The following is a 26,756-nucleotide window of genomic DNA, read 5'->3' as shown; positions in this document are numbered from 1 at the left end:
GGACAGGAGATACTATGAGAATTGGAAGTGGATACGATGTACATCGCCTGACAGAAGGCCGGAAGCTCGTTCTTGGCGGTGTGGAGATTCCTTTTGAAAAAGGGCTTCTTGGACACTCAGATGCGGATGTGCTGGTGCATGCGGTCATGGACGCACTGCTGGGAGCAGCGGCCCTCGGAGATATCGGAAAGCATTTTCCGGATACGGATCCGGCTTATAAGGGAGCCGACAGCATGAAGCTTCTCTCGGAAGTGCGCCGTCTTATTGAGAAAAAGGCGTATTTTATTGAAAATATTGATGCCACCGTCATTGCCCAGCGGCCGAAACTGGCCGGCTATATTCCACAGATGAAGAAAAATATCGCGGATGTGCTGGGAATCAGTGAAGGACAGGTGAATGTGAAGGCGACTACGGAAGAAGGACTTGGATTTACCGGGGAGGGGCTGGGCATCGCTGCCAGCGCGGTGTGCCTGCTTTCAGAGATTCAGAATTATGTGGGCGCTGATGTGATGCTGGAAGAAAAAAATTGCGCGGGCTGCCAGGGCTGCCGGCAGCAGGGAGGACAGGAACAATGATTATCGGAGAGAACGGACGACACAGAGATGAAATCTATGCCATGTGGCAGAGAAATTTTCATGATCCGGTGCCTTATGCAGATTTTTATTTTGCGGAAGTTTATGGAAACAACGACATTTTGCTGAATGTGACCGAGGGGGAAGAAGACCAGAACTTAAAGGGGTCAGATGTCCCGGAAATAAAAGCTGCAGAGATGCTGAATGCCCCGGAAAACAGCGCGCAGGTGATCAGGGGGATGCTTCATCTGAATCCCTATACACTCACAGTGCGCGGCAGGGATATGAAAGCACATTATATTGTGGGGGTAGCCACTGATGAACAATTCCGCCGGCAAGGCGTTATGCGGGAACTGCTTGCGGAGACTTTTTCCCGGCTGCGAAGAAGCGGGGAATCATTCACATATCTGATGCCCGCTGACGAAAATTATTACCTGCCGTTTGATTTCCGGTTTGGGATACGCCAGCTGGAACAGGAGATTGAATGTTTTGGCAAGGCTGTGCCTCCCGAACAGGAAAGATTTTCCTTTCAGGCAGGTTTGCCGGAAGATCTGGAAGAAGTCTGCCGGATGGAAAACGCCCGGAGAGAAAAACAATTTGCTGTCTGCACCAGGATCACGCCGGATTATTTAAGGCGGATGGAAAAAGAGGTGCGCAGCGATTTTGGTCGCCTGGTAACCGCATACCGGAACGGCGTTTATGCCGGAAGATTTGTCATGGGAGCGGAAAATGACTGTATGGTGCTTTCGCAGGTGGTTTATGCGGGAACGGAAGACAGGCAGGAGTTTCTCCATGAGGCACTGCTTTACAGCGAAAGAGAGTATCATTATGGCAGATATCAGCTGATTCTTGATGAAACCTGGAAAGAAGAACTGAGGGCGCCGGGAAACTATCAGGGGGTTCGCCTGCTTCCGGTGCGTGAGAAAAAAATCATCATGTTCCGCATCCTTGATCTGGAAAAAACAGGAACAGATCTTTGCAGTGATGTGGAAGCTGCCTGCCGGATTCGGGTCCGGGATGATTTTCTGAAAGAGCAGGACGGCGTCTATCTCTGGCATGCCGGGAAACAGGGAAGTACCATCCGGAAGATTTCGGCAGACGAAGAACCTCAGATAACCGATGGAGGAAGCATTTCCATTGCGGCACTTACGGAGTTGATTTTTGGAAGACGGGAAGACCGGACGGAAGAAATGTACGAAGGCCTTACGGCGGAGGGCCGGGCGCTGATGGAAGGGCTGCGTCCTCTGCAGCCATGCTGTATCCAGGAAATTGTCTGAGACAGAAATGAATGGAGAATGAAGCCGACGGAAATTATTAGAAAAAACAATTGACAAAACTCCGGAAATTGCATAGACTTAGGAATATATGAAAAAGGCGGAGAACGAAAAGAGTACCGTTTTGCCGGGATACAGAGAGAGGATGCCGGAGGCTGGAAGCATCCTTATCCGCGGGAACCGGGAAAGTGCATTCGGGAGCCGGCGGTGCGAAGGCCCTTTTACCGGGCGGGAGTGCCGCACGTACCAGGCGTTAACGGTGTAAGGGGAGGCCCCGGATTTCGGGGCGTCAAACAGAGTGGAACCGCGGATAACTTCGTCTCTTTTTTTGAGGGACGGAGTTTTTTCTTTTGCAAAATATTTTGCTGCGGGACATTTTGTTGTGTAACAGATATTTTAGTATACAAGGAGGATATCATGAAGATATATAACACACTTACCAACAAAAAAGAAGAATTCGTGCCGGTGCACGAAGGAAAGGTCGGCATGTATGTCTGCGGGCCGACGGTTTACAACTATATTCACATCGGAAATGCCCGCCCTATGGTTGTATTCGATACAGTGAGAAGATATTTCGAGTATAAGGGATACGATGTGAACTATGTGTCCAACTTTACTGATGTGGATGACAAGATCATCAAGAAAGCGCAGGAGGAGGGCGTATCCGCTTCTGAGATTTCCGAGAAATATATCAAAGAGTGCGAGAAAGATATGCAGGCGCTCAATGTCAAGGAAGCGACACACCATCCGAAGGCTACGGAAGAGATTGACGGCATGATTCAGATGATCCAGGAACTCATTGATAAAGGTTATGCCTACGAGAAACACGGTACCGTATATTTCCGTACAAGAAAGTTTGACCATTACGGACAGCTTTCCAACAAGAATCTGGATGATATGATGGCGGGCATCCGTATCGCGGTCAGCGATGAGAAAGATGACGCCATGGATTTTGTGCTCTGGAAACCGAAAAAAGAGGGCGAACCTTCCTGGCCGTCACCGTGGGGCGAGGGCCGTCCTGGCTGGCACATCGAGTGTTCGGTCATGTCCCGGAAATACATCGGGGACACCATCGATATTCACGCCGGCGGCGAGGATCTGATTTTCCCGCATCATGAGAATGAGATCGCTCAGAGTGAGGCGTGCAACGGAGAGAAGTTTGCCAATTACTGGATGCACAATGGTTTCTTAAATATTGACAATAAGAAAATGTCCAAATCCGCCGGAAACTTTTTCACTGTCCGGGAGATCGGTGAAAAATATCCGCTGCAGGTGATTCGTTTCTTTATGCTCAGCGCTCACTACAGAAGCCCGTTGAATTTCAGCGATACGCTGGTGGAAGCGGCGAAACACGGCCTTGAGCGGATCCTCACTGCAGTGGATAATCTCCGGGATGTGCTGGCTGCCAAACAGTCCGGGGAGAAAACAGAAGGCACAGCGGAAGCAGATAAGAAGAACATGGAAGAGGCGAAAGCTCTGGTTGCTAAATTCGAGGCGTCCATGGAAGATGACTTTAATACGGCGGACGCCATTGCGGCTATCTTTGAACTGGTGAAGCTTGCCAATGTGACTGCTGCCGGTGGATCTGAGGAATATGTACAGTATCTTCTGGATACCATTGTGAAGCTCTGCGATATCCTGGGCATTATCACAGATAAGAAAGAAGAGATGCTGGACGCGGATATTGAAGCGCTCATCGAAGAGCGTCAGGACGCAAGAAAGGCAAAGAATTTTGCCAGAGCGGATGAGATTCGTGATATGCTGGCGGACAAGGGCATCATTCTGGAAGATACAAGGGCTGGTGTGAAATGGAAGAGGGCTTAACAGTGGACAAGGACTTTACCATGGAAGACAGTCTCAAAGTCATTGCGGATTCTTTTCCTCTGGATGCGCAGAAGGTGAAAACCTACTCTGCGCTTTCCTTTGCTTATATCGGAGATTCCGTGTACGATCTGATCATCCGGACCATGATCACCACCAGGGGAAATACGAAGCCGAATAAATATCACAGCCAGGTCATCGGGTATGTCAACGCTGCTGCCCAGACCCGGATGATGGAGAAAATCAAGCCGTATTTAAATGAAGAAGAAAAGGTAATGTTCCGGCGGGGAAAGAATGCCAAGTCGGCAAGCTGTGCCAAAAACCAGACCCATCATGATTACCGGATTGCCACGGGATTCGAGACTCTCATCGGATATCTCTACCTGACAGGAAAGATGGGGCGGATCATGGAACTGGTGGCCATTGGACTTGAGGAGGAGCCATGTCATACGAAGAAAACACTATAATAGGAAGAAACGCGGTGCTGGAGGCCTTTCGCGCCGGAAAGACCGTAGATAAATTGTTTATTCAGGATGGATGTCAGGATGGACCTGTCAAGTCCATCCTCCGGGAGAGCAGGAAACAGTCGACTCTGGTCAAATATGTTTCAAAGGAGAAGCTGGATTCACTTGCCAATCATGAGAAGCATCAGGGCGTGGTCGCTGTTACAGCGGCCTGTCATTATGCGGAGATGGAAGATCTGTTTGCGGCGGCGAAGGAAAAGGGAGAGGATCCTTTTTTCATTCTCTGCGATGAGATTGAGGACCCACATAACCTGGGCGCCATCATCCGGACGGCGAATCTGGCCGGTGCGCATGGGGTGATCATTCCGAAGAGACGGGCGGTTGGGCTGACCGGAACGGTGGCAAAAGTATCCGCCGGAGCGGTTAATTATACGCCTGTGGTCCGGGTGACCAATATGGCGCGGACGATCGAGGAGCTGAAGGAAAAAGGCCTGTGGTTTGTCTGTGGAGATATGGACGGAGAACTTATGTACCAGCAGAATCTCACCGGTCCGATTGGTCTTGTGATCGGCAATGAAGGCAGCGGTGTGAGCCGTCTCGTAAAAGAAAAATGTGATTATATCGCCTCGATTCCCATGCGGGGGGATATTGATTCCCTGAACGCTTCGGTGGCAGCCGGAGTCCTGGCTTTTGAGATTGTCCGGCAGCGGCTGGCAGCAGCAAAGAAATAGGATTTCTAAGGAGATGTCATATGGATAAGATCGCAGTATTGATCCCGTGTTACAATGAGGGAAAAACGGTAGAAAAAGTTGTCACTGATTTTAAGAGGGTGTTGCCGGAAGCGGTGGTTTATGTGTACGATAATAACTCTACTGACAATACGGCTGAACTGGCCCGCAGAGCAGGAGCGGTCGTGAGACATGAATATCAGCAGGGAAAAGGAAATGTGATCCGGCGCATGTTCCGGGAAATTGATGCGGAGTGTTATATTATGACCGACGGAGACGATACCTATCCGGCGGAATTTGCCCGGGAGATGGCGGACAAAGTTCTCCGGAAACATGTGGATATGGTTGTGGGAGACCGGCTGTCATCCACTTATTTTGAGGAAAATAAGCGTCCTTTTCATAATATGGGCAATTCCATTGTCCGTAAGGCCATCAATGTGTTGTTTAAAAGTGAGATCAAAGATATCATGACGGGGTACCGGGCGTTCAGCTATCAGTTTGTTAAGAGCTTTCCGGTGCTTTCCAAAGGGTTTGAAATTGAGACGGAGATGAGCATTCACGCCATTGACAAAAATATGTACATCGAGAATGTTGTCATTGACTATCGGGACAGGCCGGAAGGCAGTGAGTCAAAGCTGAATACCTATTCTGACGGAATCAAAGTTCTTCTGACGATTTTTCGGTTATACCGAAATTATAAGCCGATCAATTTTTTTAGCGTGATTGCTCTGCTGCTGACCGTGATTGCGGCGATTTTTTTCGTGCCGATTCTGGTTACCTACGCCAGAACCGGCCTGGTACCGGATTTTCCAACGCTGATTGTCTGTGGATTTGTGGAGATGGCGGCGTTGATGTCCCTCTTTGCGGGAGTGATCCTTCAGTCTCTGCGTCAGAAAGACCGGCAGCAGTTTGAGATGAATCTCATTCGGATTTCAGAATTTCAGAAACGTCAATGAGAAGATCTGATCGAAATTCCCGTGCAGACGATCAGCAGAGGTACACATAACATGAAGTTCATGCAGTATCTCGGAAGGATGCATGGGCCGGCCATCAGAGTGGCGGCGTAGGACAGCAGAAAGACTGGCAGAACCAGGTATTTATACCGTCGGTATTTCAATATCAGAAATCCGCAGGCGATGATGATCCACAGATAGAACGCCGGTGCGAAAAGGAGCGAGATAACCGGTATTTTCAGAACATATCCTTTGCTGTAAGCGTCGGAGAGTACTTTTTCCAGACGTGGAAGGAGACTGTGCCTTGTCACCTTTCCGTCTGTGACGTCCTTGACTTCGCTTTCCATATAGACTCCGTGGACGGATACTATGGATTCGTCCCACACATACCACAGAGGCATTGTGTTGCAGAGAGTGGCTTCCAGATATTCTTTTGGATATTGCAGGCCAAGATCCGCCCACAGGCGGAGAAAACGATTCCAGTCGCTTTGCACAAGGTCCACGTCCCAGTACTTTTTGATGGGATCAGACAGCTGCCATTTATATTTCCGGATTCTTTTTTCCGGGATATAGGCAAGAATCTGGTTTTTCTCGTCGGTGGAGAGTTCATTTTCCCTTTCGTTATATACCCGGGCAATCTGCTGACAGGGAATGCTCAAAGTCTCTGCGATGCTTCCCGGGCGGGCCCCGGCAGCTTTTTCCAGCTGGCCGAGCGTCCCCTCAGCCAGGATGACAGAGATGAGAAAGACGCCGGCGAAGCTGAGAAAAATCTTTCTGGGACAGCTTTTCTTTATCATGAAGATAAGCAGCAGAAAGATGGCCAGCATCACTCCGTAAACGGCGTTATTACGAAACAGCAGAGCGGCGGTCAGGCTCACTGCGGCAAGAAGAAGGTTTTTTATGGTGATACCTGCCCGACAGCAGTGAAGGAGCGCCATGAAGCTGAGCAGAAAAAAGATGGCGAAATAAGTGTCTTTTGTCGTGCTGATGCCTAAAAACGGCCATACCGGAAAAAGGATCAGGTAAATGGCTGCGGCTGTCAGCAGTTTTCCGGAGACAGTCATTTTGTGAATGTAGAACAGAATCAAAGTGACTGCACCCGAAACGATCAGAAGCTGTAACAGGCAGTAACAGGCTACGCCCTTGTTGTAGCTTCCGAACAATTTTTCTCCCAGATCAATGATTCCTCCCATCAGCATGGTGTGGAGAAGAGGGTGCTTGGTATTATAGCCGACGATGCCGAAATACTGTCTCCACTGAGTTTTGACATCGTAGGCCAGGATGCCGGGATAATAAGCCAGAAAATAAATCATCCATAAAATAAAAATTCCGGCCCAGACACAAAGCCAGAGCTTTCTGGCGTTTCTTTTGCCGGAGAAAACCCGCACTCGTTCTGCGGGTTTTTTGTCCGATAGAGGATTGTTTGTGTGGATGAACGCCAGCGCTTTCCCTGATAAAATGGACAGAAGGTACGCCAGGATCAACGAAAGGAGAAGGGCGGCCGCAATACGAAAGGGTGTCAGGTGAAATGTGCTGCTGATCTGCGTATTTATGGTCATCACAACGCCGATCAACTGGGTGAAGATAAATAATAAAAAGAAAAGATAATCGTATGAGAAACTATGTTTTTTCATTATTTTGCCTCCTTTGACAGTATATGCAGAAAAAAACACATATACAAAAATTTTGCACCCAACCCGGAATGTGCTGGATGCAGATATTGTACTACAGATATATGATATTTATATGATCGGATCAATACTAAATTAAAATTCTTTCTTTCGAAATTCATTAAGATCCTTTTGATTCCAGTCTTCTTTTTGACGGACCATCTCGATAACCAGCGGCTGATATTTTCTGACGCAGGCGATAGCTTTATAATTCTTCAGGATATTTTTCCGGTAATACCAATCGATCTGACCGTAGTTGGCGAAGCTTTTCAGAACACTTTTGGTGAGAGTTCCGTGTTCATCAAAGTAATTTTTGGCTTCCTCTGCGTAATGCAGATACCTTTCTTTTTCTTCTTCTGTCTGTAATGCATCCACGATCATCTGATTTTTCATGTCGGCGGCATAGCCCTGCAGCTTCTTTAACGATACTTTGTGGCGATATCTGGTCAGCTTTAAATAGCGGTACCAGGTATGCCGGAACTTGATGTAATATTCTCCGACGCCGCCGTCATAGACATCCAGACCTTTACAGAAGTTGAAATTACGCCACATATATATGTAGTCGAAAAGGATATTCTGGATAAAATAGCTGATAAAGTAACCGGCACGGTAAAGCAAAGAAGTATATTTCGCGTAATAGACATATGCTTCCGGCTCCACATGCAGTCGCTTAAGATGCCTCTGTCTGGCGGTATGATGAATCTTATAAAGACCATAAATAATCAGGATAAGGACCAGCAGACCAATCCGGTAATAATTTCTGTGGGGGCCGTTCATAAAAACGGATTGCGATACCCCGTAAATGGCGGCGATCAGCGCAGCCATTATTGTTAAGAACATTTCAAACATGGCATTCTTTCCTTTCTCACTATTTTTATATCATAGCGTATTTTTTGATTGAAAACAACTGCTTTCTATGTTCTTTTAGGGGAAAAAATATGCGGGGCCCGCCGATGCTTTTTCTTGTTCTGCATGAAATGACATGGTATAATGGCGGCGCAGGATAAAAAATTGACAAAAAGGAGGTAACATGAAGAATATCATTTTAACGGGAATGCCGGGAGTCGGCAAGAGTACCATCGGTGTCATTCTGGCAAAGGAGCTGGGATACCAGTTTCTCGATTCGGATCTTCTGATCCAGCAGCAGGAGAAAAAGCTTTTAAAAGATATCATCGCTGAAAAGGGCGTAGACGGATTTCTCGCTGTGGAGAATCAGGTAAATGCGTCCATTGAAGCGGAGCGGGCGGTGATTGCCACCGGCGGCAGCGCCGTTTACGGAAAAGAGGCCATGGAACATTTTAAAAGGACAGGGATCGTTGTGTATCTGAAATGTTCTTATGACGCCCTGGAGAAAAGACTTGGCGATCTGAAGGGAAGGGGAGTGGTACTGAAAGACGGACAGACTCTCCGGGATATTTACGAGGAGAGAAGTGTTCTCTATGAGAAATACGCGGATCTGATCGTTGTGGAAGACGGCAGGGATATAGAAGGAACCCTGGCTTTAGTGATGGAGAATCTCAGGGAAAGGCTGTAAGATATCCAGGGATCGATGTACAGGATACTGCCCGGATAATTGGGGAAAACACTTTAAAAAATAAATTGTACTAATTTTTTGAATTTTTCAAAAAAATGTGTTGACAAGAAGGGAAAGCCATGATAGAATGCTTTTTGTTGAGATGATTCTCAGTGCTGCCTTGGCTCAGTTGGTAGAGCGTCGCCTTGGTAAGGCGGAGGTCGGCGGTTCAAATCCGCTAGGCAGCTCTTCTAAAAAAACCGAAATACTAATCAGTATTTCGGTTTTTCTTTTTTGTGCCGGTATTACTCCGGCAGCAGTGATCATTTTAGCACAGTTATTTTTGGCAAAATTATTTTCATTATATTTCTTTCATTTTATTCACGGTATCTTTGACCGATCCTTCGTTGCGGATTTTATTTCGTGACTGGATATTATTGCATAAAAATTACATTTATTACACAAAAAAGCCTTTTTGTAATATTTATGTCATATTTGTGAGATACTCTGTACTAAGGTTTTGTACGTTGCCGGATGGATAAAAAAGGAAATGCCGGCGTATCGGGACAGCCATGAGGATGGAGACTGTTTCCGTACAAAACATGGAGAGGAAGAGAACGAAGACAGACGATGGAGGGCAAGACGAAATGAAAAAGAAACTAATAGCGGTGGCAATGGCTTTTTTGATGGCGGCGGCGCCGGTGCCGGCATTTGCGGCATCAAATATCACAACAAAGAAGTCAACCATATCCAAACAGACCAATGTGAAAAAATATATGGTCAGAGTAAACAGTGATACCAGCGGAGGAGCTTCGGTGCAGTCAAACGGCGGTTCCGGCGTGAGGACGTTCCGGGTGTTCGCCCAGGGCGCGCGCAGCACTTATATTAAACGCCACGGCTGTGCGGCCAGCGCACTGACCACGGTTCTTTCCGGTTATACTACAAAGTATAAGAATTATACACCGGAGAAAACCAGCAGAAAGTTAGAACGAGAAGTATTTGGTACAAAAGTCTGGTCGGCAAATTACAGTAAGTCCATGGTGTCACAGATGCCGGTTTCTCTGAACGGAATTACCAGGATTCTGAATTACTGCGGTGTGCCGAATCAGTATGTGCGTTATTTTAAGGATAGGCAGGCGGTCCAGGAGATCAAAAGTCATCTGTTATCCGGAAATGCGGTGATCATTGAGGTCAATAACCGCAAACAGAAAAACGGAAAGATGTCATCCAGAAACAGTTACCGCTGGTCTTCATCCAAGCATACCATGGTGCTTTTGGGTATGACCAATACCGGCAAGGCCATTGTGGCGGATTCCGCTTACAGAAGCTGGTCGGGAAGCAAACAGAGAATCAAGTTTGCCAAGGTGGAACAGCTGGTGAAATACATGTTCTCCTGCAAGCGGTCTTCTGACAGTGTATATTATGATTCGCAGGATACCAGCGGAGGATACATTCTTGTAAATAAAAGATAGTTAAGGCGGCAGCATCGCATGGAAACGGCGGTGCTGCTGCTTTTTTGCTATAAAATACAATAAAAATTTGAATCTGTGTATAAATCTGGATGGATGGGAAATACTTTTGATTATCCACCAGTAAACTTTGTGTGAACCTTTTTTTACAAAAAAATGCAGATAGTTGTTAATAAACTATTACAAAAATGCATATACTTTATTAACCCCAAACCAGTTTGATCATAGAAAAGGGAGAGGTGCATGAATTTGAAGAAAAGACACAGATATCAAATGAGGACATATGCAATCATGGCTGCCATCGGCTGTCTGGTATGTTTCCAGTCGGTACGGGCAGGGACGTTTTTCCCATTTTCTGTGGAGGACGGATCGAAGGGAGATATCGCCGCTTCACTGATGGGAGAGGAGACGGTAAAAGGGGTTGTGGAAAAAAGTACAAAGAACAAAGGAAGCGCAGGGAGAACCAGCGAATGTCAGACCATGGAGAATCTGAATATGTACGGGGAGACACTGACGGAGGAAGAGAAAGATATTCTTTATAAAGTAGTGTCCATGGAGTGTGATACCGGTTATGAGGGCTCTCTGGCGGTGATCAGCTGCATGATGAACCGGACGCAGTCCGATAAATATTCTGATGATCTGATGGATGTGGTGACAGAGGATTCTCAGTTTACCGCGTATTATGATAAGGAAACGGGAACTTACCCGTATGTGGACCGGAAGCCTTCGGAAGAATGCATTGCCGCGGTGGACGATGCTTTATATAAAGGAAAGAGAAATATTCCTTCTTATATTTTGTATTTCCGTTCTTCCAGTTATGACTATCTGAGCGGGTACGAAACGTATGGCCAGATTGGCGATAACACGTATTTTTATCTGACAGAAGATAAATATGAAATGCAGTAAGTGCGGGCAAAAAGAAAAAATGATGGCGGCGGATTCTTTCGCGTGCCATCATTTTTTTGTACTTTACTTTGTCACTGCCGATTTTTTCTTGTGCCGATTTTGTAATTATGATATGATAGAACGCAGTTAGCTGGCATCTGCCGCATTTACCTGTGGGTCAGGCGGCGCTGGCCTGCACATTTTTTACCAGGAGGATGACAATGGAAGGAAATGTATCGAAGAATTTTATTGAACTGGCAATTGATAAGGATCTGGAAGAGGGAGTGTACGATCATGTGATGACACGTTTCCCTCCGGAACCAAACGGATATCTTCATATTGGACATGCAAAGGCGATTCTGTTAAATTACGGGCTGGCGCAGGAATATCACGGAAAGTTTAATTTAAGATTTGATGATACGAATCCAACGAAAGAAAAAGTGGAATTTGTGGAATCAATCAAGGAAGACGTGCTGTGGCTCGGCGCTGATTTTGAAGATCGTCTGTACTTTGCTTCAGATTATTTTGAACAGATGTACGAGGCTGCAGTGACCCTGATCAAAAAGGGAAAAGCTTATGTATGTGATTTATCAGCGGAGGAAATCCGTGAATATAGAGGAACCCTGAAGGAACCGGGCAAGGAGAGTCCGTACCGGAACCGCTCCGTGGAGGAGAACCTTGATCTGTTTGAGAGAATGAGAAACGGTGAGTTTAAAGACGGGGAAAAAGTACTCCGCGCCAAGATCGACATGGCCAGCGGCAACATGAACATGCGTGATCCGGTCATTTATCGTGTGGCACACATGCATCATCACAACACCGGTGATAAATGGTGCATTTATCCGATGTATGATTTCGCCCACCCGATCGAGGACGCCATTGAGGGCGTGACCCATTCTATCTGTACGCTGGAGTTTGAGGATCATCGTCCGCTCTATGACTGGGTGGTACGGGAAGTGGGCTTTGAACAGCCGCCAAGACAGATTGAGTTTGCGAAAATGTATCTGACCAACGTGATCACCGGCAAGCGTTATATTAAGAAGCTGGTGGAAGAAGGTATTGTGGATGGCTGGGATGATCCGCGTCTGGTATCCATCGCGGCGCTCAGAAGAAGAGGATTCACGCCGGAGTCCATCCGGAACTTCATTGAGCTGGCCGGCATCTCCAAGGCGCAGAGTTCCGTGGATTATGCTATGCTGGAGTTCTGCATCCGTGATGACTTAAAGCTTAAGAAGTCCAGAATGATGGCGGTGCTTGATCCAGTGAAGGTGATCATCACCAATTATCCGGAAGGACAGATCGAATATCTGGATGTGGAAAACAACAAAGAGAACGAAGCGCTGGGTATTCGTCAGGTGGCGTTCGGACGGGAGATCTATATCGAGAGAGATGACTTTATGATCGATCCGCCGAAGAAGTATTTCCGCCTCTATCCGGGCAATGAAGTGCGGCTCATGAATGCTTATTTTGTTACCTGTACTGATTACAAGACCGATGAGAACGGAAATGTAACGGAGATTTACTGTACCTATGATCCGGAAACCAAGAGCGGCAGCGGTTTTACCGGACGGAAGGTGAAGGGAACCATCCACTGGGTATGTGCCTCCGAATGTGTGGATGCGGAAGTGCGTCTGTATGAGAACATTGTAGATGAAGAAAAAGGTGTTTACAATGAGGACGGAAGCCTCAACCTGAATCCGAATTCACTGACGGTGCTTTCTCACTGCAAGCTGGAAGCCGCTCTGAAAGACAGCAAGGCTTACGACAGTTATCAGTTCGTGAGAAATGGTTATTTCTGCTGTGACGCCAAGGACAGCCGGGAAGACCACCTGGTATTCAACCGGATCGTGTCACTGAAGAGTTCTTACAAGCCAAAAAAATAACAGTTCTGCCGGCGCAGGCGTTTGCCGGCGGAGAGGCAGATGAGGCAGTTTGAAGACATCTTAAAATAAATATAGAACTTTTTCAGTCGATTTGATAAAAAAATCAGAGAATTTCTCCAGTCTTTTGTTGATTTTCTCACGTTTTTTGTTGAATTTACTTGTAATTTTTTCGTATTCATGGGATAATATTTACGCACACAATGATGATTTTTCTCATCATTGTGTGTGATATTTTAAGTGAGGTGGAAAGACGCATGTACAAAATTGTAAAAAAACAGACATTGAATAATGCGGTGGAACTGATGGAGATTCACGCTCCTTTCGTCGCAAGAAAATGCGAACCGGGACAGTTCATCATTATTCGTGTGGATGAGGATGGAGAGAGAATCCCTCTCACCATCGCCGACTATGACCGTGAAAAAGAAACGGTCACTATTATTTATCAGGTAGTCGGCTACAGCACAGATCTCTTAAGCAAGAAGCAGGAAGGAGACTATGTGCAGGATTTCGTGGGACCTCTTGGAGTTCCTGCGGTTCTCGAAAAGAAAGAGAACAAAGTGATCGGCGTGGCCGGCGGTGTCGGCGCGGCGCCATTATATCCGCAGCTTCGTAAGCTGGCAGCCATGGGTACTAAGGTCGATGTGATCATCGGCGGAAAGAGCGCTGAATACGTTCTTCTGGCTGATCAGTTCAAAGAGTTCTGCGAGAATGTTTACATTGCCACAGACGATGGAAGTCTTGGCACCAAAGGATTTGTTACAACGGTTCTTCAGGACCTTCTCGACAAGGGAGAAGTATATGATGAGTGTATCGCCATCGGCCCGCTGATCATGATGAAGAATGTGGTAAATGTAACCCGTCCATTGAATCTCCATACGATGGTTTCCCTGAACCCGATCATGATCGACGGTACGGGAATGTGCGGCGGCTGCCGTGTCACTGTTGACGGAGAGACAAAATTTGCCTGTGTGGATGGACCTGACTTTGACGGATTCAAGGTTGATTTTGATGAATGTATGAGAAGACAGGGTATCTTTAAAGAAGAAGAACATCAGTGCAAAATTGGAAGGGGAGCAAAATAAAATGGCAAAAAAGAATATGAGTCTGACTAAGGTTCCGATGCCGGAACAGGACCCAAATGTAAGAAATAAAAACTTTGACGAGGTGGCTCTCGGCTACACGGCAGAGATGGCTGTGGAAGAGGCAACCCGTTGTTTGAACTGTAAGAATAAACCGTGTGTCGGCGGATGTCCGGTTAACGTTCCGATTCCGGAGTTCGTGGCTAAAGTGGCAGAAGGCGACTTTGAGGGCGCTTATGAAGTGATCACCAGTGAGAATGCGCTGCCGGCAATCTGCGGCCGTGTATGTCCGCAGGAGAACCAGTGCGAGGGCAAATGTGTCCGCGGCATCAAAGGCGAACCGGTGGGTATCGGACGTATGGAGCGTTTTGTGGCTGACTATCATATGGCACACGCGAAACCAGTGGAAGTGGACATTGAGAAAAATGGCCATAAAGTGGCTGTGGTAGGTTCCGGTCCTGCAGGATTGACCTGTGCCGGAGAGCTTATCAAAAAAGGTTACGACGTTACGATTTTTGAAGCTTTACATAAGGCCGGCGGTGTGTTAAGCTACGGTATTCCGGAGTTCCGTCTGCCGAAAGATCTGGTTGCCAGAGAGATCAAGAGTGTGGAAGATCTGGGTGTGAAGATCGACACTAACGTGATCGTGGGCCGTTCCGTTACCATCGATGAGCTGATGGAAGACGGTTATGAGGCAGTATTTGTGGGAAGCGGAGCGGGACTTCCGCGTTTCTTAAATATTCCTGGCGAGAATCTCCTGGGAGTATATTCTGCCAATGAGTTTCTGACCCGTGTGAACCTGATGAAAGCATACAAGTTCCCGGAGGCTCCGACTCCTGTCAAGGTGGGCAGAAGAGTGGCTGTCGTGGGAGCAGGTAATGTGGCTATGGATGCCGCAAGAACTGCGAAACGTCTGGGAGCTGAAGAAGTTTATATCGTATACAGAAGAAGCGAGGAGGAGGCACCGGCCCGTCTGGAAGAGCTTCATCACGCGAAAGAAGAGGGAATCATTTTCCGTTTCCTGAACAATCCGGCTGCCATTCTCGGTGACGAAAACGGCTGGGTAAAAGGAATGGAAATCGTCAAGCAGCAGCTGGGTGAGCCGGATGCATCCGGAAGAAGACGTCCGGAGCCGATTGAAGGTTCCAACTATGTGATGGATGTGGAGACAGTCATCATCGCCATCGGACAGAGCCCGAACCCGTTGATCCGTCATACCACACCGGGATTGGAATGCCAGAAATGGGGCGGTATCATTGTCAATGAAGAGACCATGGAGTCCTCCAAAGAGAATGTATACGCCGGCGGAGACACTGTAACTGGAGCGGCTACCGTTATCCTTGCTATGGGAGCAGGAAAGCGCGCGGCAGCAGCGATCGACGCAAAATTATCAGCAAAATAAATGCAATTATGGGAGGGATATTTTCCGGTATCTTTGATGCGGGAGGATATCCCTTCCTTTTTGATACAAAAAAATACGCCGGGAAAAGACAGACGTCCGTTTACGAAAAACACAGAGGAGAAAAGAACTAATATACTGTGAATTTCACTAAGAATTTATGAGATTTCAGATAAAAAAACGTATGATTGACTTGTTGACAAAATCTGATTTTTTATGATAACATAACTTACTAATATTACTATAGAAACTAATAAATCAACATTGACAGGAAGGAAGTTTGATATGGGAAAAATTATCGGAGAGGGAATCACATTTGATGACGTATTATTAGTGCCGGGATACTCAGAAGTCATTCCGAACGAAGTGGAACTTCGGACCAAGCTGACGAATAAGATTCAGCTGAATGTTCCTCTGATGAGCGCCAGCATGGATACGGTAACCGAACACCGGATGGCGATTGCCATGGCCCGTCAGGGTGGTATCGGTATCATCCATAAGAATATGAGCATTGCACAGCAGGCTGATGAAGTGGATAAGGTAAAACGTTCCGAGTATGGTGTCATTACAGATCCGTTTTATCTTTCTCCGGATCATACCCTTCAGCAGGCAGAAGAGCTGATGTCCAAGTTCCACATTTCCGGTGTTCCGATCACAGAGAACGGAAGACTGGTGGGTATCATCACTAACCGTGATTTGAAGTTTGAGACGAACTTTGACAAAAAGATTAAGGAATCCATGACATCTGAGGCAGACGGTCTTGTCACTGCAAGAGAGGGAATCACTCTGGAAGAGGCGAAGCAGATTCTCGGCAAGGCCAGAAAAGAGAAGCTTCCTATCGTTGATGAGAATTTTAATTTAAAAGGTCTGATTACCATTAAGGATATCGAGAAACAGATCCGTTATCCTCTTTCCGCGAAAGATGAAAACGGACGTCTTCTCTGCGGCGCGGCTGTGGGATGTACTCCTGATATCCTGGACCGTGTGGATGAGCTGGTGAATGCTCATGTTGACGTTATCGTCATCGATACCGCTCACGGACATTCCGCCAACGTGCTTAAGACCTTTGCTCTCGTAAAAGAGAAATATCCGGATTTACAGGTGATCGCCGGCAACGTTGCCACAGGAGAAGCCACAAAGGCATTGATTGACTGTGGTGTGGATGCGGTAAAAGTTGGTATCGGACCTGGTTCCATTTGTACAACCCGTGTGGTTGCGGGTATTGGTGTACCGCAGATTACAGCGATCATGGACTGCTACGAGATGGCAAAACAGTACAACATCCCGATCATCGCCGATGGAGGTATCAAGTTCTCCGGTGATATCACAAAGGCCATTGCAGCCGGCGCCAACGTGGTCATGCTTGGCGGTCTGCTGGCAGGATGTGACGAGAGCCCGGGAAGCTTTGAGTTATACCAGGGAAGAAAATACAAAGTATACCGTGGTATGGGATCTCTGGCAGCCATGGAAAACGGCAGCAAAGACCGTTATTTCCAGGAGAATGCCAAGAAGCTGGTTCCGGAAGGTGTGGAAGGCCGTGTGGCTTATAAAGGCACTGTGGAAGATACTATCTTCCAGCTGGTTGGAGGACTTCGTTCCGGTATGGGATATTGTGGAGCGAGAACCATTGAAGAGCTGAAAGAGAAAGGCAGATTCGTGAAGATGTCCGCTGCTGCTCTGAGAGAGAGTCATCCGCATGACATTCACATTACAAAGGAAGCGCCGAACTACAGCGTAGAATAATGGAAAGACGCCATCATATAATAGGATGGAAACATACGAGGAATACAGACTTGCGGTAAGGTATTCCAGATAATATGGAACAGGCTGCTGCAGATGGATGGAAACCATGGGAACCAATCTGCACAGCCTGTTTTTCTTATAGGGTGTTTTTTGAGTTTTATCATATCGTATTCGATATAATTCATTTCGGGGAAAGGAAATATTCAGGAAAGGACCGTTTATTTTGGCTCAGAAGAATTTTCCAGGAGGGAAGAATGGCGAAAAGAGCCGTAAAAGACTCTGTGCGTACCAGAAGCTTCTATATAAAAAGGCATTATCCCGCAAAAAAAAGAGAACAAGGAAGAACAGGATTTTCAATAGAAAGAAAAGAAAAACAGGGAAAACAAAGAAACAGGGGATCTTTACCCGGAAAAATCTGGAGATTGCCGGGACCATCTGCATGCTGTCTCTGGCAGTGGTGGTGTTTGGCCATGCGATCCGCTGGAATCCTTTCACAAGGAGAGAACCCGGCACAGTGCAGCGGGAGATTTCCGCCGGTGACGATTATCAGATCCTTCCTGCGGAGGAGGGACCCTGCGGCAGACCGGAGATCATTCAGGATTTTATTGTGGAGAATCCTTACAGCCGCAGCGGTATCCCTCTGGAACAGGTCAATGGCATTGTGGTCCATTATGTGGCCAACGCAGGTTCCACTGCCGAGGAGAACAGGAACTATTTTGAGAATCTGAAAGATACTCATCTGACAAAGGCGAGCAGCCATTTTATCATAGGATTGGACGGAGAGATTATCCAGTGCATTCCTCTCGATGAGATTTCCTACGCGTCTAATGAGAGGAATTCGGATACGATTTCCATTGAGTGCTGTCACAGAAAAGAGAATGGAAAGTTTACGAAAAAAACGTACCGTTCTCTGGTGAAACTCACCGCCTGGCTGTGTGCCACCTACGGTCTTTCGTCGTCGGATGTCATCCGCCATTATGATGTGACCGGAAAGTTATGTCCTCTTTATTTTGTCCGTCACGAGGATGCCTGGGAGGAGTTTCTTTCAGATATTCAGAAAAAATTGGAAAAAAACCAGTAAAAATCTTATAAAATGAAAGAAGTATCATGAAAAACCTGCAAAAATCATTGATTATGATGGGAAAATGAGATATGATTATTAACTGTGAGTATCTGTATATCCGGTGCTTTTACATAAAAATGATGTTCGCGCGGCGTCCGGGATTCTTTTCCGGACGCGGCATATAAAGAAAGAAGAGAACGGGAAGAGCATCCGGCAGCAGAAAACCAGAAAAGAGAAAGGGATGAAGCAGATGAGTTACAAGATTGGCGTCATTCGGGGCGACGGCATTGGCCCGGAGATTGTTGCCGAAGCACTCAAGGTAATGAATAAGGTTGCAGAAAAATATTCAAAAGAATTGGAATATACAGAGATTCTTCTGGGAGGAGCATCCATTGACGTACATGGCAGGCCTCTGACAGAGGAAGCTCTGGAGACGGCAAAGAGCTGTGATGCAGTGCTGATGGGTTCTATCGGAGGAGATACCAACACTTCACCGTGGTATAAGCTTCCGGCAGATTTAAGACCGGAGGCGGGGCTTCTTGCTATCCGCAAAGGCCTGGGATTATTCGCCAATATGCGTCCGGCATATCTGTATGAGGAGTTAAAGGACGCCTGCCCGCTTCGGGAAGATATCATTGGAGACGGATTTGATCTGGTGGTCATGCGGGAGCTGACAGGAGGCCTGTATTTCGGAGCCAGAGAAACTGTGGAAGAGAATGGCGTACTGAAGGCAACGGACACTCTCTGCTACAATGAGAATGAGATCCGCCGCATTGCCATCCGCGCTTTCGAGATTGCCATGAAGAGAAGAAAGAAAGTGACCAGCGTCGATAAAGCAAACGTGCTGGACAGCTCCAGACTCTGGAGAAAAGTGGTGAACGAGGTGGCAGAGGATTATCCGGAGGTTACTCTGGAACACATGCTGGTGGACAACTGCGCTATGCAGCTGGTGAGAGATCCGAAACAGTTTGATGTGATTTTAACGGAAAATATGTTTGGTGATATTTTGTCTGACGAGGCCAGCATGGTGACCGGATCGATCGGAATGTTGTCTTCCGCCAGCCTGAAAGAAGGAAGTTTTGGTCTGTATGAACCAAGCCACGGTTCCGCGCCGGATATTGCCGGAAAGAATCTGGCGAATCCGATTGCGACAATCTTATCAGCGGCAATGCTGCTGCGGTATTCCCTCAACATGGATGAGGCCGCGGATGATGTGGAACGGGCAGTGAAGCAGGTATTGAAAGACGGCTACCGCACAGGAGATATCATGTCAGAAGGCATGAAAGAAGTGGGAACCAAAGAGATGGGTGACCTGATCGCGGCCAGAATATAAAACACAGTATATTGGAAACTGGAGGTAATAGTGATGAGAAGTGATAATGTAAAAAAAGGAATGCAGCAGGCGCCGCATCGTTCCTTATTTAACGCATTGGGTTTTACAAAGGAAGAGCTGGATCGTCCGCTGGTCGGTGTGGTAAGTTCTTATAGTGAGATTGTTCCGGGACATATGAACCTGGATAAAATTACAGAAGCAGTAAAGATGGGTGTTGCCATGGCGGGAGGAACTCCGATCGTTGTTCCGGCCATCGCGGTCTGTGACGGTATCGCCATGGGACATGTGGGTATGAAATATTCACTGGTTACAAGAGAATTGATTGCTGATTCCACAGAATGTCTGGCAAAAGCCCATCAGTTTGACGCACTTGTGATGATTCCGAACTGCGATAAAAATGTGCCGGGTCTTCTGATGGCAGCGGCAAGAATCAACGTGCCGACGATCTTCGTGAGCGGCGGCCCGATGCTTGCAGGACGCGTGGATGGCTGCAAGAGAAGTTTATCTTCCATGTTCGAGGCGGTGGGAGCTTATGAGGCCGGTAAGATGACAGAAGAAAAGGTAGAGGAATATGTCAACAACGTATGTCCGACCTGCGGTTCCTGCTCCGGTATGTATACCGCCAATTCCATGAACTGTATGACGGAAGTGATCGGCCTTGGACTTCAGGGCAACGGAACCATTCCGGCAGTATTCTCCGAGAGAATCCGTCTGGCAAAACATGCCGGTATGAGAGTTATGGATCTTTACAGAGAGAATATCCGTCCGAGCGATATCATGACCAGAGAAGCCTTTTTAAACTGTCTGACAGTGGATATGGCCCTGGGATGTTCCACCAACACTATGCTGCATCTTCCGGCCATCGCCCATGAGGCAGGAATTGAGCTGAACATGGACATTGCCAATGAGATCAGCGAGAAGACACCGAACCTCTGTCACCTGGCACCGGCAGGTCCGACTTACATGGAGGATCTCAATGCAGCTGGCGGCGTGTATGCCGTAATGAATGAGCTGAGCAAAAAAGGTCTTCTTTATGAGGACGCTATCACCGTGACAGGTAAGACCGTCGGTGAGAACATTGCCCATGCATACAATAAGAATCCGGAAGTCATCCGTCCGATCGACAATCCTTATATGGAGCATGGCGGAATTGCTGTCCTCAGAGGTAATCTGGCACCGGATACCGGTATCGTAAAACAGTCTGCAGTGGTACCGGAAATGATGGTTCACGAAGGGCCGGCCCGTGTCTTTGACTGTGAAGAAGACGCCATCGCGGCTATCAAGGGCGGAAAGATCGTTCCTGGCGATGTGGTTGTCATCCGTTACGAGGGACCAAAAGGCGGTCCGGGCATGAGAGAAATGCTCAATCCGACCTCCGCCATCGCCGGTATGGGACTGGGAGATTCCGTGGCTCTTATCACAGACGGCCGTTTCTCCGGCGCATCCAGAGGAGCTTCCATCGGACATGTCTCTCCGGAAGCAGCCGTGGGCGGACCGATCGCTCTGGTGGAAGAGGGAGATATCATTAAGATCGACATTCCGAATAACAGTCTGAACGTGGATATCTCTGATGAAGAGATGGCAGCCAGAAAAGCAAAATGGCAGCCGAGAGAACCAAAGATCAAAGATGGCTATCTGCTTCGCTACGCAGCTCTCGTTACATCCGGAAACAGAGGAGCGGTGCTGGATGTGAATCAGCTGAAATAATGTCTGAGGGACATTTGGAAAATAAGAGGATAAGATCCGGCGCTGTGGGCATCCGCCCGCTGCCGGAAGAAATGTATTTTTGGAAAGGATTGAAACCAGATGAGACAGATTCTGAATGGTTCAGAAATCGTGATTGAATGTCTGAAAGAGCAGGGCGTGGATACCGTCTTCGGTTATCCGGGCGGTGCGATTTTGAACATTTATGATGAATTATATAAACACAGCGGTGAAATCCATCACATTCTGACTTCCCATGAACAGGGCGCAGCCCACGCGGCGGACGGGTATGCCCGGGCCACGGGGAAGGTCGGCGTGTGCATGGCGACTTCCGGACCGGGAGCAACCAACCTGGTTACCGGTCTTGCCACAGCTTATATGGATTCCATCCCGGTGGTGGCGATCACGGCAAACGTCGGAGTGAGCCTTCTTGGAAAGGACTCCTTCCAGGAGATTGATATCAAAGGCGTCACCATGCCGATAACCAAACATAATTATATTGTAAAGGACATTGAAAAGCTGGCGGATACCATCCGGGACGCATTCCGTATCGCGCAGTCGGGAAGAAAAGGCCCTGTGCTCATTGATGTTACCAAGGATGTGACAGCGGCAAAAACGTATTTTGAGTCCGTAAAACCGGTGAAGATCCATCCGGTCTGCGACACCATCCGTGAGAGAAGCATGAAAGAAGCTTCTGAGGTGCTCCGCACGGCGAAACGTCCTTATATCCTGCTGGGTGGCGGCTGCGTCCTGTCCGATGCCAGCGAGCAGGTGCGGGAATTTGTGAAAAAAGTGGATGCTCCGGTTTGCGATACCCTGATGGGTAAGGGAGTTTTTCCGGGAGACGATCCGCTGTACACAGGAATGCTTGGTATGCACGGAACGAAGGCTTCCAACATCGGTGTGTCTGAGGCAGATGTTCTGATTGCCATCGGCTGCCGGTTCAGCGACCGTGTCTACGGCAATGCCAAAACATTTGCAAAAAATGCCAAAATTATTCAGATTGATATTGATCCGGCGGAAATCAATAAAAATATCATGGTGGATATTTCCATCGTTGGCGATATCAAGGCAGTGCTGACTATTTTTAATAAGCGGATCAAAGAACAGCATCATCCGGAATGGATTCAGCACGTGCAGGCGTTAAAAGAAAAATATCCGCTGACCTATCATCAGGATCAGCTTTCCGGTCCCGGAGTCATCGAGAAGATTTATGATATGACAAAGGGAGATGCCATCATCACCACAGAAGTGGGACAGCATCAGATGTGGGCAGCACAGTTTTATAAATATACAAGACCACGTCAGTTCCTGACTTCCGGCGGTCTGGGTACCATGGGATATGGTCTGGGTGCAGCTATCGGCGCCAAGATCGGATGTCCGGATAAGGTGGTTGTCAATATTGCGGGAGACGGATGCTTCCGTATGAATATGAATGAGATCGCCACTGCCACCCGGTCAGAGGTACCGGTGATCGAGGTTGTCATCAACAACCATGTGCTGGGAATGGTTCGCCAGTGGCAGAATCTGTTCTATGGAAAACGTTATTCCGCAACCACTTTGAATGACAAAGTGGATTTTGTGAAGCTGGCGGAAGCCATGGGAGCAAGAGCGTCCCGTGTTACAAATATGGAAGAGTTCGAAAAGGCCTTTGGCGAGGCGCTGTCCTGCGGAGAGCCATATCTCATTGACTGTATCATTGACAGCGATGATAAAGTATGGCCGATGGTAGCGCCGGGGGATTCCATTGATGAGGCGTTTACAGAGGAAGACCTGGCAGCAAAAGAATAATGGATGCCCGGAGCCGGGGAGCGGACTTTGTGAGAAAGCTTATGAACCCGGGTGTCTTTTGACAGAGATATTCTGTCTTTACCCATACATCTATTAAAAAAGGAGACTCAATTATGTTTCAGTACAAATGCTTAAATCCGATTTCTAAGGTTGGACTGTCAATTTTTGATGAGAATTATAAAGAGGTGGAAGATCTGCAGGAGGCAGACGCTGTGCTGGTGAGAAGCGCAGCCATGCATGAAATGCAGGATGTTCCGAATCTTCTGGCGGTTGCCCGTGCCGGAGCCGGCGTCAACAATATTCCTGTCAGCGATTACGCAGAAAAAGGAATTGTCGTATTCAATACACCGGGCGCCAACGCCAACGGCGTAAAGGAGCTGGTCATTGCCGGAATGCTTCTGTCCTCCCGTGACCTTATCGGAGGAAACCACTGGGTACAGGAGAATAAAAATAATCCGGATATCACCAAGGCGATGGAAAAAGCCAAAAAAGCTTTTGCCGGAACAGAAATCCAGAAAAAGAAGATCGGTGTCATCGGCCTGGGAGCCATCGGCGTTCTGGTTGCCAATGCGGCGAGAAATCTTGGTATGGATGTTTATGGCTACGATCCGTATCTGTCCTTAAAGAGCGCATGGAACCTTTCCCGCTCTGTGCACCATGTAAATTCTGTGGATGAGATTTTTGAGCACTGTGATTTTATTTCCGTACATGTTCCTCTGATGGACACCACAAGAAATATGGTGGGCAGAGATGGAATCGCAAAGATGAAACCGTCTGCAACAATTCTGAACTTTGCCAGAAATGGTCTGGTGGATGAGGATGCTGTGGTGGAGGCGCTGCAGGAAGGAAGACTCCGTCATTATGTGACAGATTTCCCTACCCCGAAGGTTGCCTCAGTGGACGGCGTTATCGCGTTCCCTCATCTGGGCGCTTCCACAGAAGAGTCTGAGGAGAACTGCGCAGTGATGGCTGTGGAACAGTTGATGGATTATCTGGAAAACGGAAATATCCGTAATTCCGTGAACTTCCCGAACGTTGACATGGGAGTTTGCCAGACACAGGGACGTATTGCCATTTTACACAGAAATATCCCAAATATGCTGACACAGTTTACCGGAATGTTTTCCAAGGATAACATTAATATTACAGAAATGAGTAATAAGGCTAAAGATAATTATTCTTACGCCATCTTTGATCTGGATGCTCCGATCACGGAAGAAGCGGTGAGCAAACTGGAAGCCATCGACGGCGTACTGAAAGTCAGAGTGATCAAATAAAAATAATAAAACAGGGAAAGAATACTAAGGGAGATAACAAATGGAACAGAAATTAAAAGTCGGAATTCTCGGAGGAACTGGAATGGTGGGACAGAGATTCATTTCTCTGCTGGAAAATCATCCGTGGTATGAGGTGACAACCATCGCGGCAAGCCCGCGTTCTGCAGGAAAAACTTATGAGGAAGCGGTAGGCGGACGCTGGAAAATGCAGACACCGATGCCGGAGGCAGTAAAGAATATCGTTGTCATGAATGTAAACGAAGTGGAAAAAGTAGCTTCTCAGGTGGACTTCGTTTTCAGCGCAGTAGATATGTCCAAAGAAGAAATCCGTGCGATCGAGGATGAGTACGCAAAGACAGAGACACCGGTGGTATCCAACAACAGTGCTCACAGATGGACACCGGATGTGCCGATGGTCGTACCGGAAATCAATCCGGAACATTTTGAAGTGATCGCTGCACAGAAAAAACGTCTGGGAACCACCAGAGGTTTTGTGGCTGTAAAACCAAACTGCTCCATTCAGAGCTACGCGCCGGCTCTTTTCGCGTTAAAAGAGTTCGGACCAAAAGAAGTGGTGGCAACAACCTATCAGGCGATTTCAGGCGCAGGCAAGACCTTCAAGGACTGGCCGGAGATGGTGGAAAATGTAATTCCGTATATCGGAGGCGAGGAAGAGAAATCTGAGCAGGAACCACTGAAACTGTTCGGAAAGGTTGTCGGAGATCACATCGAGAAGGCAGAGCTGCCGGTCATCACCACTCAGTGTGTCCGTGTACCGGTGCTTGACGGACATACCGCCGCTGTCTTTGTGAACTTTGAGAAAAAACCGACCAAAGAGCAGATTATCGAATGCTGGAGAAACTTTAAGGGACTGCCGCAGGAACTGAACCTGCCAAGCGCTCCAAAGCAGTTCATCCAGTATCTGGAGGAAGATAACCGTCCGCAGGTAAAAGCAGATGTAAACTTCGAGAACGGAATGGGTATTTCCATGGGTCGTTTGAGAGAAGATAAGATCTACGATTACAAATTTATCGGTTTATCCCACAATACTGTCCGCGGCGCAGCCGGCGGAGCAATTCTTTGCGCAGAGCTTCTGACCGCACAGGGATATATCAGCGCAAAATAAAAAGAACTTAAAAGAAAAACGACTGAATAGAAGGGCCGCTTGCAAAGCATCTGTCTTTTGCAGCGGCCTTTTAATACAGGAGGAAAAAGAATGGCATTAGATCTGGATTCAATCAGAAGATCGATATTATCACTGGTATACGAATATCTCGGACGTACCGGCGTTCTTTTCATGGAATTTCTGGGAAACTGTGTGATTGCCCTGCTGATTCTCATCATTGGTTTTAAACTTTCCAATTATGTGGTAAAACTTTGCAAAAAAGTATTTGAACGTTCAAAAATGGACCTGATGATTCAGACCTTCCTGTTGTCTGCTATGAGGATAGGACTGAAGATTCTGGTGGTTTTCATTGCCATCCAGCAGGTCGGTGTGCAGGCCTCTTCCATCATCGCCGTGATCGGTTCTGCCGGTCTGGCGGTGGGGCTTTCTCTCCAGGGTTCCCTTGCCAATATTGCCGGGGGAGTGCTCCTGCTGGTGGTCAAACCCTTTCAGGTGGGAGACTATATCCTGGAAGAAAGCTCCGGCAAAGAAGGTACGGTGCAGTCGATCGGTATTATGTACACAAAACTCAGCAGCATGGATAATAAGGCGATTCTCATTCCCAACGGCAATCTGTCCAATGCGACCATCACTAACGTGACCAATCAGGACAAGCGCCGTGTGGATCTGCTGATCGGCATAGAGTACAGTGAAGATATAAAAAAGGTGAAAGACATTTTGTCAGAGGTGATTGAGAGCGAGACCGTCCTGCTCAAAGATGATCCGGTGAAAATATATGTCAGTGAATTTAAGGAAAGCTGTATTGACATTGGCATTCGTTACTGGGTGAAGACGGAAGATTACTGGGATTCCCGCTGGAGAGTACTGGAAAAAATTAAATATGCGTTTGATGAAGCGGACGTGACCATACCGTTTAATCAGCTGGATGTCAACGTGATTTCGCAGAAATAACCGATGCAGCCTCTCTTTGCCGGATTGTCAGCAAAGAGGGGCTGTTCTTTATTTTTAT

The 26,756-nt window shown here is 47.5% G+C and carries 22 protein-coding genes, 1 tRNA gene and 1 other annotated feature; of the genes, 21 read left to right on the top strand and 2 right to left on the bottom strand.

The genetic code is table 11. The features are described from left to right. The first annotated feature begins 14 nt into the window (after nucleotides 1-14). From ispF to B5E53_RS02575, 6 genes are all read left to right on the top strand, one after another. A complete protein-coding gene (ispF, locus tag B5E53_RS02600) occupies nucleotides 15-575 on the top strand; it encodes a 2-C-methyl-D-erythritol 2,4-cyclodiphosphate synthase (RefSeq protein ID WP_087312629.1) in 561 nt (186 codons plus the stop codon). Continuing rightward, on the top strand, nucleotides 572-1,849 hold the full coding sequence (locus tag B5E53_RS02595; protein WP_087312479.1) for a GNAT family N-acetyltransferase: 1,278 nt from the start codon (nucleotides 572-574) through the stop codon (nucleotides 1,847-1,849). Before ispF ends, B5E53_RS02595 begins: the two co-directional genes overlap by 4 nt. Before the next feature lie 91 nt (nucleotides 1,850-1,940). Continuing rightward, nucleotides 1,941-2,173, top strand: a binding site (T-box leader). A 90-nt stretch (nucleotides 2,174-2,263) separates the two neighbouring features. Continuing rightward, nucleotides 2,264-3,670: a cysteine--tRNA ligase gene (gene cysS, locus B5E53_RS02590; RefSeq protein WP_087312477.1), complete on the top strand. Its 1,407-nt coding sequence runs from the start codon at nucleotides 2,264-2,266 to the stop codon at nucleotides 3,668-3,670. After that, entirely contained in the window at nucleotides 3,655-4,134 is a 480-nt protein-coding gene (locus B5E53_RS02585) for a ribonuclease III domain-containing protein (RefSeq protein ID WP_242963490.1), read from the top strand. The genes cysS and B5E53_RS02585 overlap by 16 nt, the downstream gene beginning before the upstream one ends. Then, nucleotides 4,110-4,862: a 23S rRNA (guanosine(2251)-2'-O)-methyltransferase RlmB gene (gene rlmB, locus B5E53_RS02580; RefSeq protein WP_087312475.1), complete on the top strand. Its 753-nt coding sequence runs from the start codon at nucleotides 4,110-4,112 to the stop codon at nucleotides 4,860-4,862. Before B5E53_RS02585 ends, rlmB begins: the two co-directional genes overlap by 25 nt. Nucleotides 4,863-4,882: 20 nt before the next feature. Further along, nucleotides 4,883-5,815: a glycosyltransferase family 2 protein gene (locus B5E53_RS02575; protein ID WP_087312473.1), complete on the top strand. Its 933-nt coding sequence runs from the start codon at nucleotides 4,883-4,885 to the stop codon at nucleotides 5,813-5,815. On the opposite strand, the gene B5E53_RS02570 is transcribed toward B5E53_RS02575, so the two are convergent. Together B5E53_RS02570 and B5E53_RS02565 are read right to left on the bottom strand one after the other, a co-directional pair. After that, nucleotides 5,809-7,446 (bottom strand): DUF6020 family protein, encoded by a 1,638-nt coding sequence (locus tag B5E53_RS02570; RefSeq protein ID WP_087312471.1) that lies wholly within the window; start codon nucleotides 7,444-7,446, stop codon nucleotides 5,809-5,811. The genes B5E53_RS02575 and B5E53_RS02570 overlap by 7 nt on opposite strands. A gap of 132 nt (nucleotides 7,447-7,578) precedes the next feature. Next, complete coding sequence (locus B5E53_RS02565; protein WP_087312469.1) at nucleotides 7,579-8,331, bottom strand: hypothetical protein; 753 nt, start codon at nucleotides 8,329-8,331, stop codon at nucleotides 7,579-7,581. Between the two features lie 181 nt (nucleotides 8,332-8,512). On the opposite strand from B5E53_RS02565, the gene B5E53_RS02560 reads away from it, so the two are divergent. The 15 genes from B5E53_RS02560 to B5E53_RS02485 all read left to right on the top strand — a co-directional run bounded on the left by B5E53_RS02560 (nucleotide 8,513) and on the right by B5E53_RS02485 (nucleotide 26,698). Further along, a complete protein-coding gene (locus B5E53_RS02560; RefSeq protein ID WP_087312467.1) occupies nucleotides 8,513-9,016 on the top strand; it encodes a shikimate kinase in 504 nt (167 codons plus the stop codon). Nucleotides 9,017-9,170: 154 nt separating this feature from the next. Beyond that, nucleotides 9,171-9,243 (top strand) — tRNA-Thr (locus B5E53_RS02555). A gap of 399 nt (nucleotides 9,244-9,642) precedes the next feature. Then, the gene (locus tag B5E53_RS02550) at nucleotides 9,643-10,467 is read left to right on the top strand and encodes a C39 family peptidase (protein WP_162611759.1); all 825 of its coding nucleotides are present in this window, start codon (nucleotides 9,643-9,645) and stop codon (nucleotides 10,465-10,467) included. Between the two features lie 270 nt (nucleotides 10,468-10,737). Further along, a complete protein-coding gene (locus B5E53_RS02545; protein ID WP_162611758.1) occupies nucleotides 10,738-11,370 on the top strand; it encodes a cell wall hydrolase in 633 nt (210 codons plus the stop codon). A 200-nt stretch (nucleotides 11,371-11,570) separates the two neighbouring features. After that, complete coding sequence (locus B5E53_RS02540) at nucleotides 11,571-13,232, top strand: glutamine--tRNA ligase/YqeY domain fusion protein (protein WP_087312461.1); 1,662 nt, start codon at nucleotides 11,571-11,573, stop codon at nucleotides 13,230-13,232. A gap of 254 nt (nucleotides 13,233-13,486) precedes the next feature. Continuing rightward, nucleotides 13,487-14,314, top strand: coding sequence for a sulfide/dihydroorotate dehydrogenase-like FAD/NAD-binding protein (locus B5E53_RS02530; protein ID WP_087312627.1), 828 nt, complete (start codon nucleotides 13,487-13,489; stop codon nucleotides 14,312-14,314). A gap of 1 nt (nucleotide 14,315) precedes the next feature. Further along, complete coding sequence (gltA, locus tag B5E53_RS02525) at nucleotides 14,316-15,713, top strand: NADPH-dependent glutamate synthase (RefSeq protein WP_087312457.1); 1,398 nt, start codon at nucleotides 14,316-14,318, stop codon at nucleotides 15,711-15,713. A 282-nt stretch (nucleotides 15,714-15,995) separates the two neighbouring features. After that, a complete protein-coding gene (guaB, locus tag B5E53_RS02520) occupies nucleotides 15,996-17,453 on the top strand; it encodes an IMP dehydrogenase (RefSeq protein ID WP_087312455.1) in 1,458 nt (485 codons plus the stop codon). 223 nt (nucleotides 17,454-17,676) lie between these two features. Continuing rightward, nucleotides 17,677-18,534: a peptidoglycan recognition family protein gene (locus B5E53_RS02515; RefSeq protein ID WP_242963489.1), complete on the top strand. Its 858-nt coding sequence runs from the start codon at nucleotides 17,677-17,679 to the stop codon at nucleotides 18,532-18,534. Nucleotides 18,535-18,766: 232 nt separating this feature from the next. Beyond that, nucleotides 18,767-19,849 (top strand): 3-isopropylmalate dehydrogenase, encoded by a 1,083-nt coding sequence (gene leuB, locus B5E53_RS02510; RefSeq protein ID WP_087312625.1) that lies wholly within the window; start codon nucleotides 18,767-18,769, stop codon nucleotides 19,847-19,849. Between the two features lie 33 nt (nucleotides 19,850-19,882). Next, entirely contained in the window at nucleotides 19,883-21,556 is a 1,674-nt protein-coding gene (gene ilvD, locus B5E53_RS02505; RefSeq protein ID WP_087312453.1) for a dihydroxy-acid dehydratase, read from the top strand. A 99-nt stretch (nucleotides 21,557-21,655) separates the two neighbouring features. After that, nucleotides 21,656-23,344: a biosynthetic-type acetolactate synthase large subunit gene (gene ilvB, locus B5E53_RS02500; protein WP_087312451.1), complete on the top strand. Its 1,689-nt coding sequence runs from the start codon at nucleotides 21,656-21,658 to the stop codon at nucleotides 23,342-23,344. Between the two features lie 113 nt (nucleotides 23,345-23,457). Continuing rightward, entirely contained in the window at nucleotides 23,458-24,621 is a 1,164-nt protein-coding gene (locus tag B5E53_RS02495; protein ID WP_087312449.1) for a phosphoglycerate dehydrogenase, read from the top strand. A gap of 40 nt (nucleotides 24,622-24,661) precedes the next feature. Next, nucleotides 24,662-25,747, top strand: coding sequence for an aspartate-semialdehyde dehydrogenase (asd, locus tag B5E53_RS02490; RefSeq protein WP_087312448.1), 1,086 nt, complete (start codon nucleotides 24,662-24,664; stop codon nucleotides 25,745-25,747). A 90-nt stretch (nucleotides 25,748-25,837) separates the two neighbouring features. Further along, nucleotides 25,838-26,698, top strand: a complete 861-nt coding sequence (locus tag B5E53_RS02485; RefSeq protein ID WP_087312446.1) for a mechanosensitive ion channel domain-containing protein — start codon at nucleotides 25,838-25,840, stop codon at nucleotides 26,696-26,698. Nucleotides 26,699-26,756 lie beyond the last annotated feature (58 nt).

The organism is Eubacterium sp. An11 (assembly GCF_002161065.1).
Classification (GTDB): Bacteria; Bacillota; Clostridia; order Lachnospirales; family Lachnospiraceae; genus Anaerobutyricum; species Anaerobutyricum faecale.
The sequence above is the reverse complement of the archived record's forward strand: the minus strand, read 5'-3'. Positions and strand labels throughout refer to the sequence as shown.

Bases quoted from the DNA above. Each gene is read 5' to 3' on its own strand.
- leuB (WP_087312625.1), top strand. From the start codon at position 18,767: ATGAGTTACAAGATTGGCGTCATTCGGGGCGACGGCATTGGCCCGGAG.
- rlmB (WP_087312475.1), top strand. From the start codon at position 4,110: ATGTCATACGAAGAAAACACTATAATAGGAAGAAACGCGGTGCTGGAG.
- B5E53_RS02565 (WP_087312469.1), bottom strand. From the start codon at position 8,331: ATGTTTGAAATGTTCTTAACAATAATGGCTGCGCTGATCGCCGCCATT.
- B5E53_RS02550 (WP_162611759.1), top strand. From the start codon at position 9,643: ATGAAAAAGAAACTAATAGCGGTGGCAATGGCTTTTTTGATGGCGGCG.
- B5E53_RS02485 (WP_087312446.1), top strand. From the start codon at position 25,838: ATGGCATTAGATCTGGATTCAATCAGAAGATCGATATTATCACTGGTA.
- ilvB (WP_087312451.1), top strand. From the start codon at position 21,656: ATGAGACAGATTCTGAATGGTTCAGAAATCGTGATTGAATGTCTGAAA.
- asd (WP_087312448.1), top strand. From the start codon at position 24,662: ATGGAACAGAAATTAAAAGTCGGAATTCTCGGAGGAACTGGAATGGTG.
- B5E53_RS02570 (WP_087312471.1), bottom strand. From the start codon at position 7,446: ATGAAAAAACATAGTTTCTCATACGATTATCTTTTCTTTTTATTATTT.
- B5E53_RS02530 (WP_087312627.1), top strand. From the start codon at position 13,487: ATGTACAAAATTGTAAAAAAACAGACATTGAATAATGCGGTGGAACTG.
- B5E53_RS02595 (WP_087312479.1), top strand. From the start codon at position 572: ATGATTATCGGAGAGAACGGACGACACAGAGATGAAATCTATGCCATG.
- cysS (WP_087312477.1), top strand. From the start codon at position 2,264: ATGAAGATATATAACACACTTACCAACAAAAAAGAAGAATTCGTGCCG.
- ispF (WP_087312629.1), top strand. From the start codon at position 15: ATGAGAATTGGAAGTGGATACGATGTACATCGCCTGACAGAAGGCCGG.
- gltA (WP_087312457.1), top strand. From the start codon at position 14,316: ATGGCAAAAAAGAATATGAGTCTGACTAAGGTTCCGATGCCGGAACAG.
- ilvD (WP_087312453.1), top strand. From the start codon at position 19,883: ATGAGAAGTGATAATGTAAAAAAAGGAATGCAGCAGGCGCCGCATCGT.
- B5E53_RS02575 (WP_087312473.1), top strand. From the start codon at position 4,883: ATGGATAAGATCGCAGTATTGATCCCGTGTTACAATGAGGGAAAAACG.
- guaB (WP_087312455.1), top strand. From the start codon at position 15,996: ATGGGAAAAATTATCGGAGAGGGAATCACATTTGATGACGTATTATTA.
- B5E53_RS02495 (WP_087312449.1), top strand. From the start codon at position 23,458: ATGTTTCAGTACAAATGCTTAAATCCGATTTCTAAGGTTGGACTGTCA.
- B5E53_RS02540 (WP_087312461.1), top strand. From the start codon at position 11,571: ATGGAAGGAAATGTATCGAAGAATTTTATTGAACTGGCAATTGATAAG.
- B5E53_RS02585 (WP_242963490.1), top strand. From the start codon at position 3,655: ATGGAAGAGGGCTTAACAGTGGACAAGGACTTTACCATGGAAGACAGT.
- B5E53_RS02545 (WP_162611758.1), top strand. From the start codon at position 10,738: ATGAGGACATATGCAATCATGGCTGCCATCGGCTGTCTGGTATGTTTC.
- B5E53_RS02560 (WP_087312467.1), top strand. From the start codon at position 8,513: ATGAAGAATATCATTTTAACGGGAATGCCGGGAGTCGGCAAGAGTACC.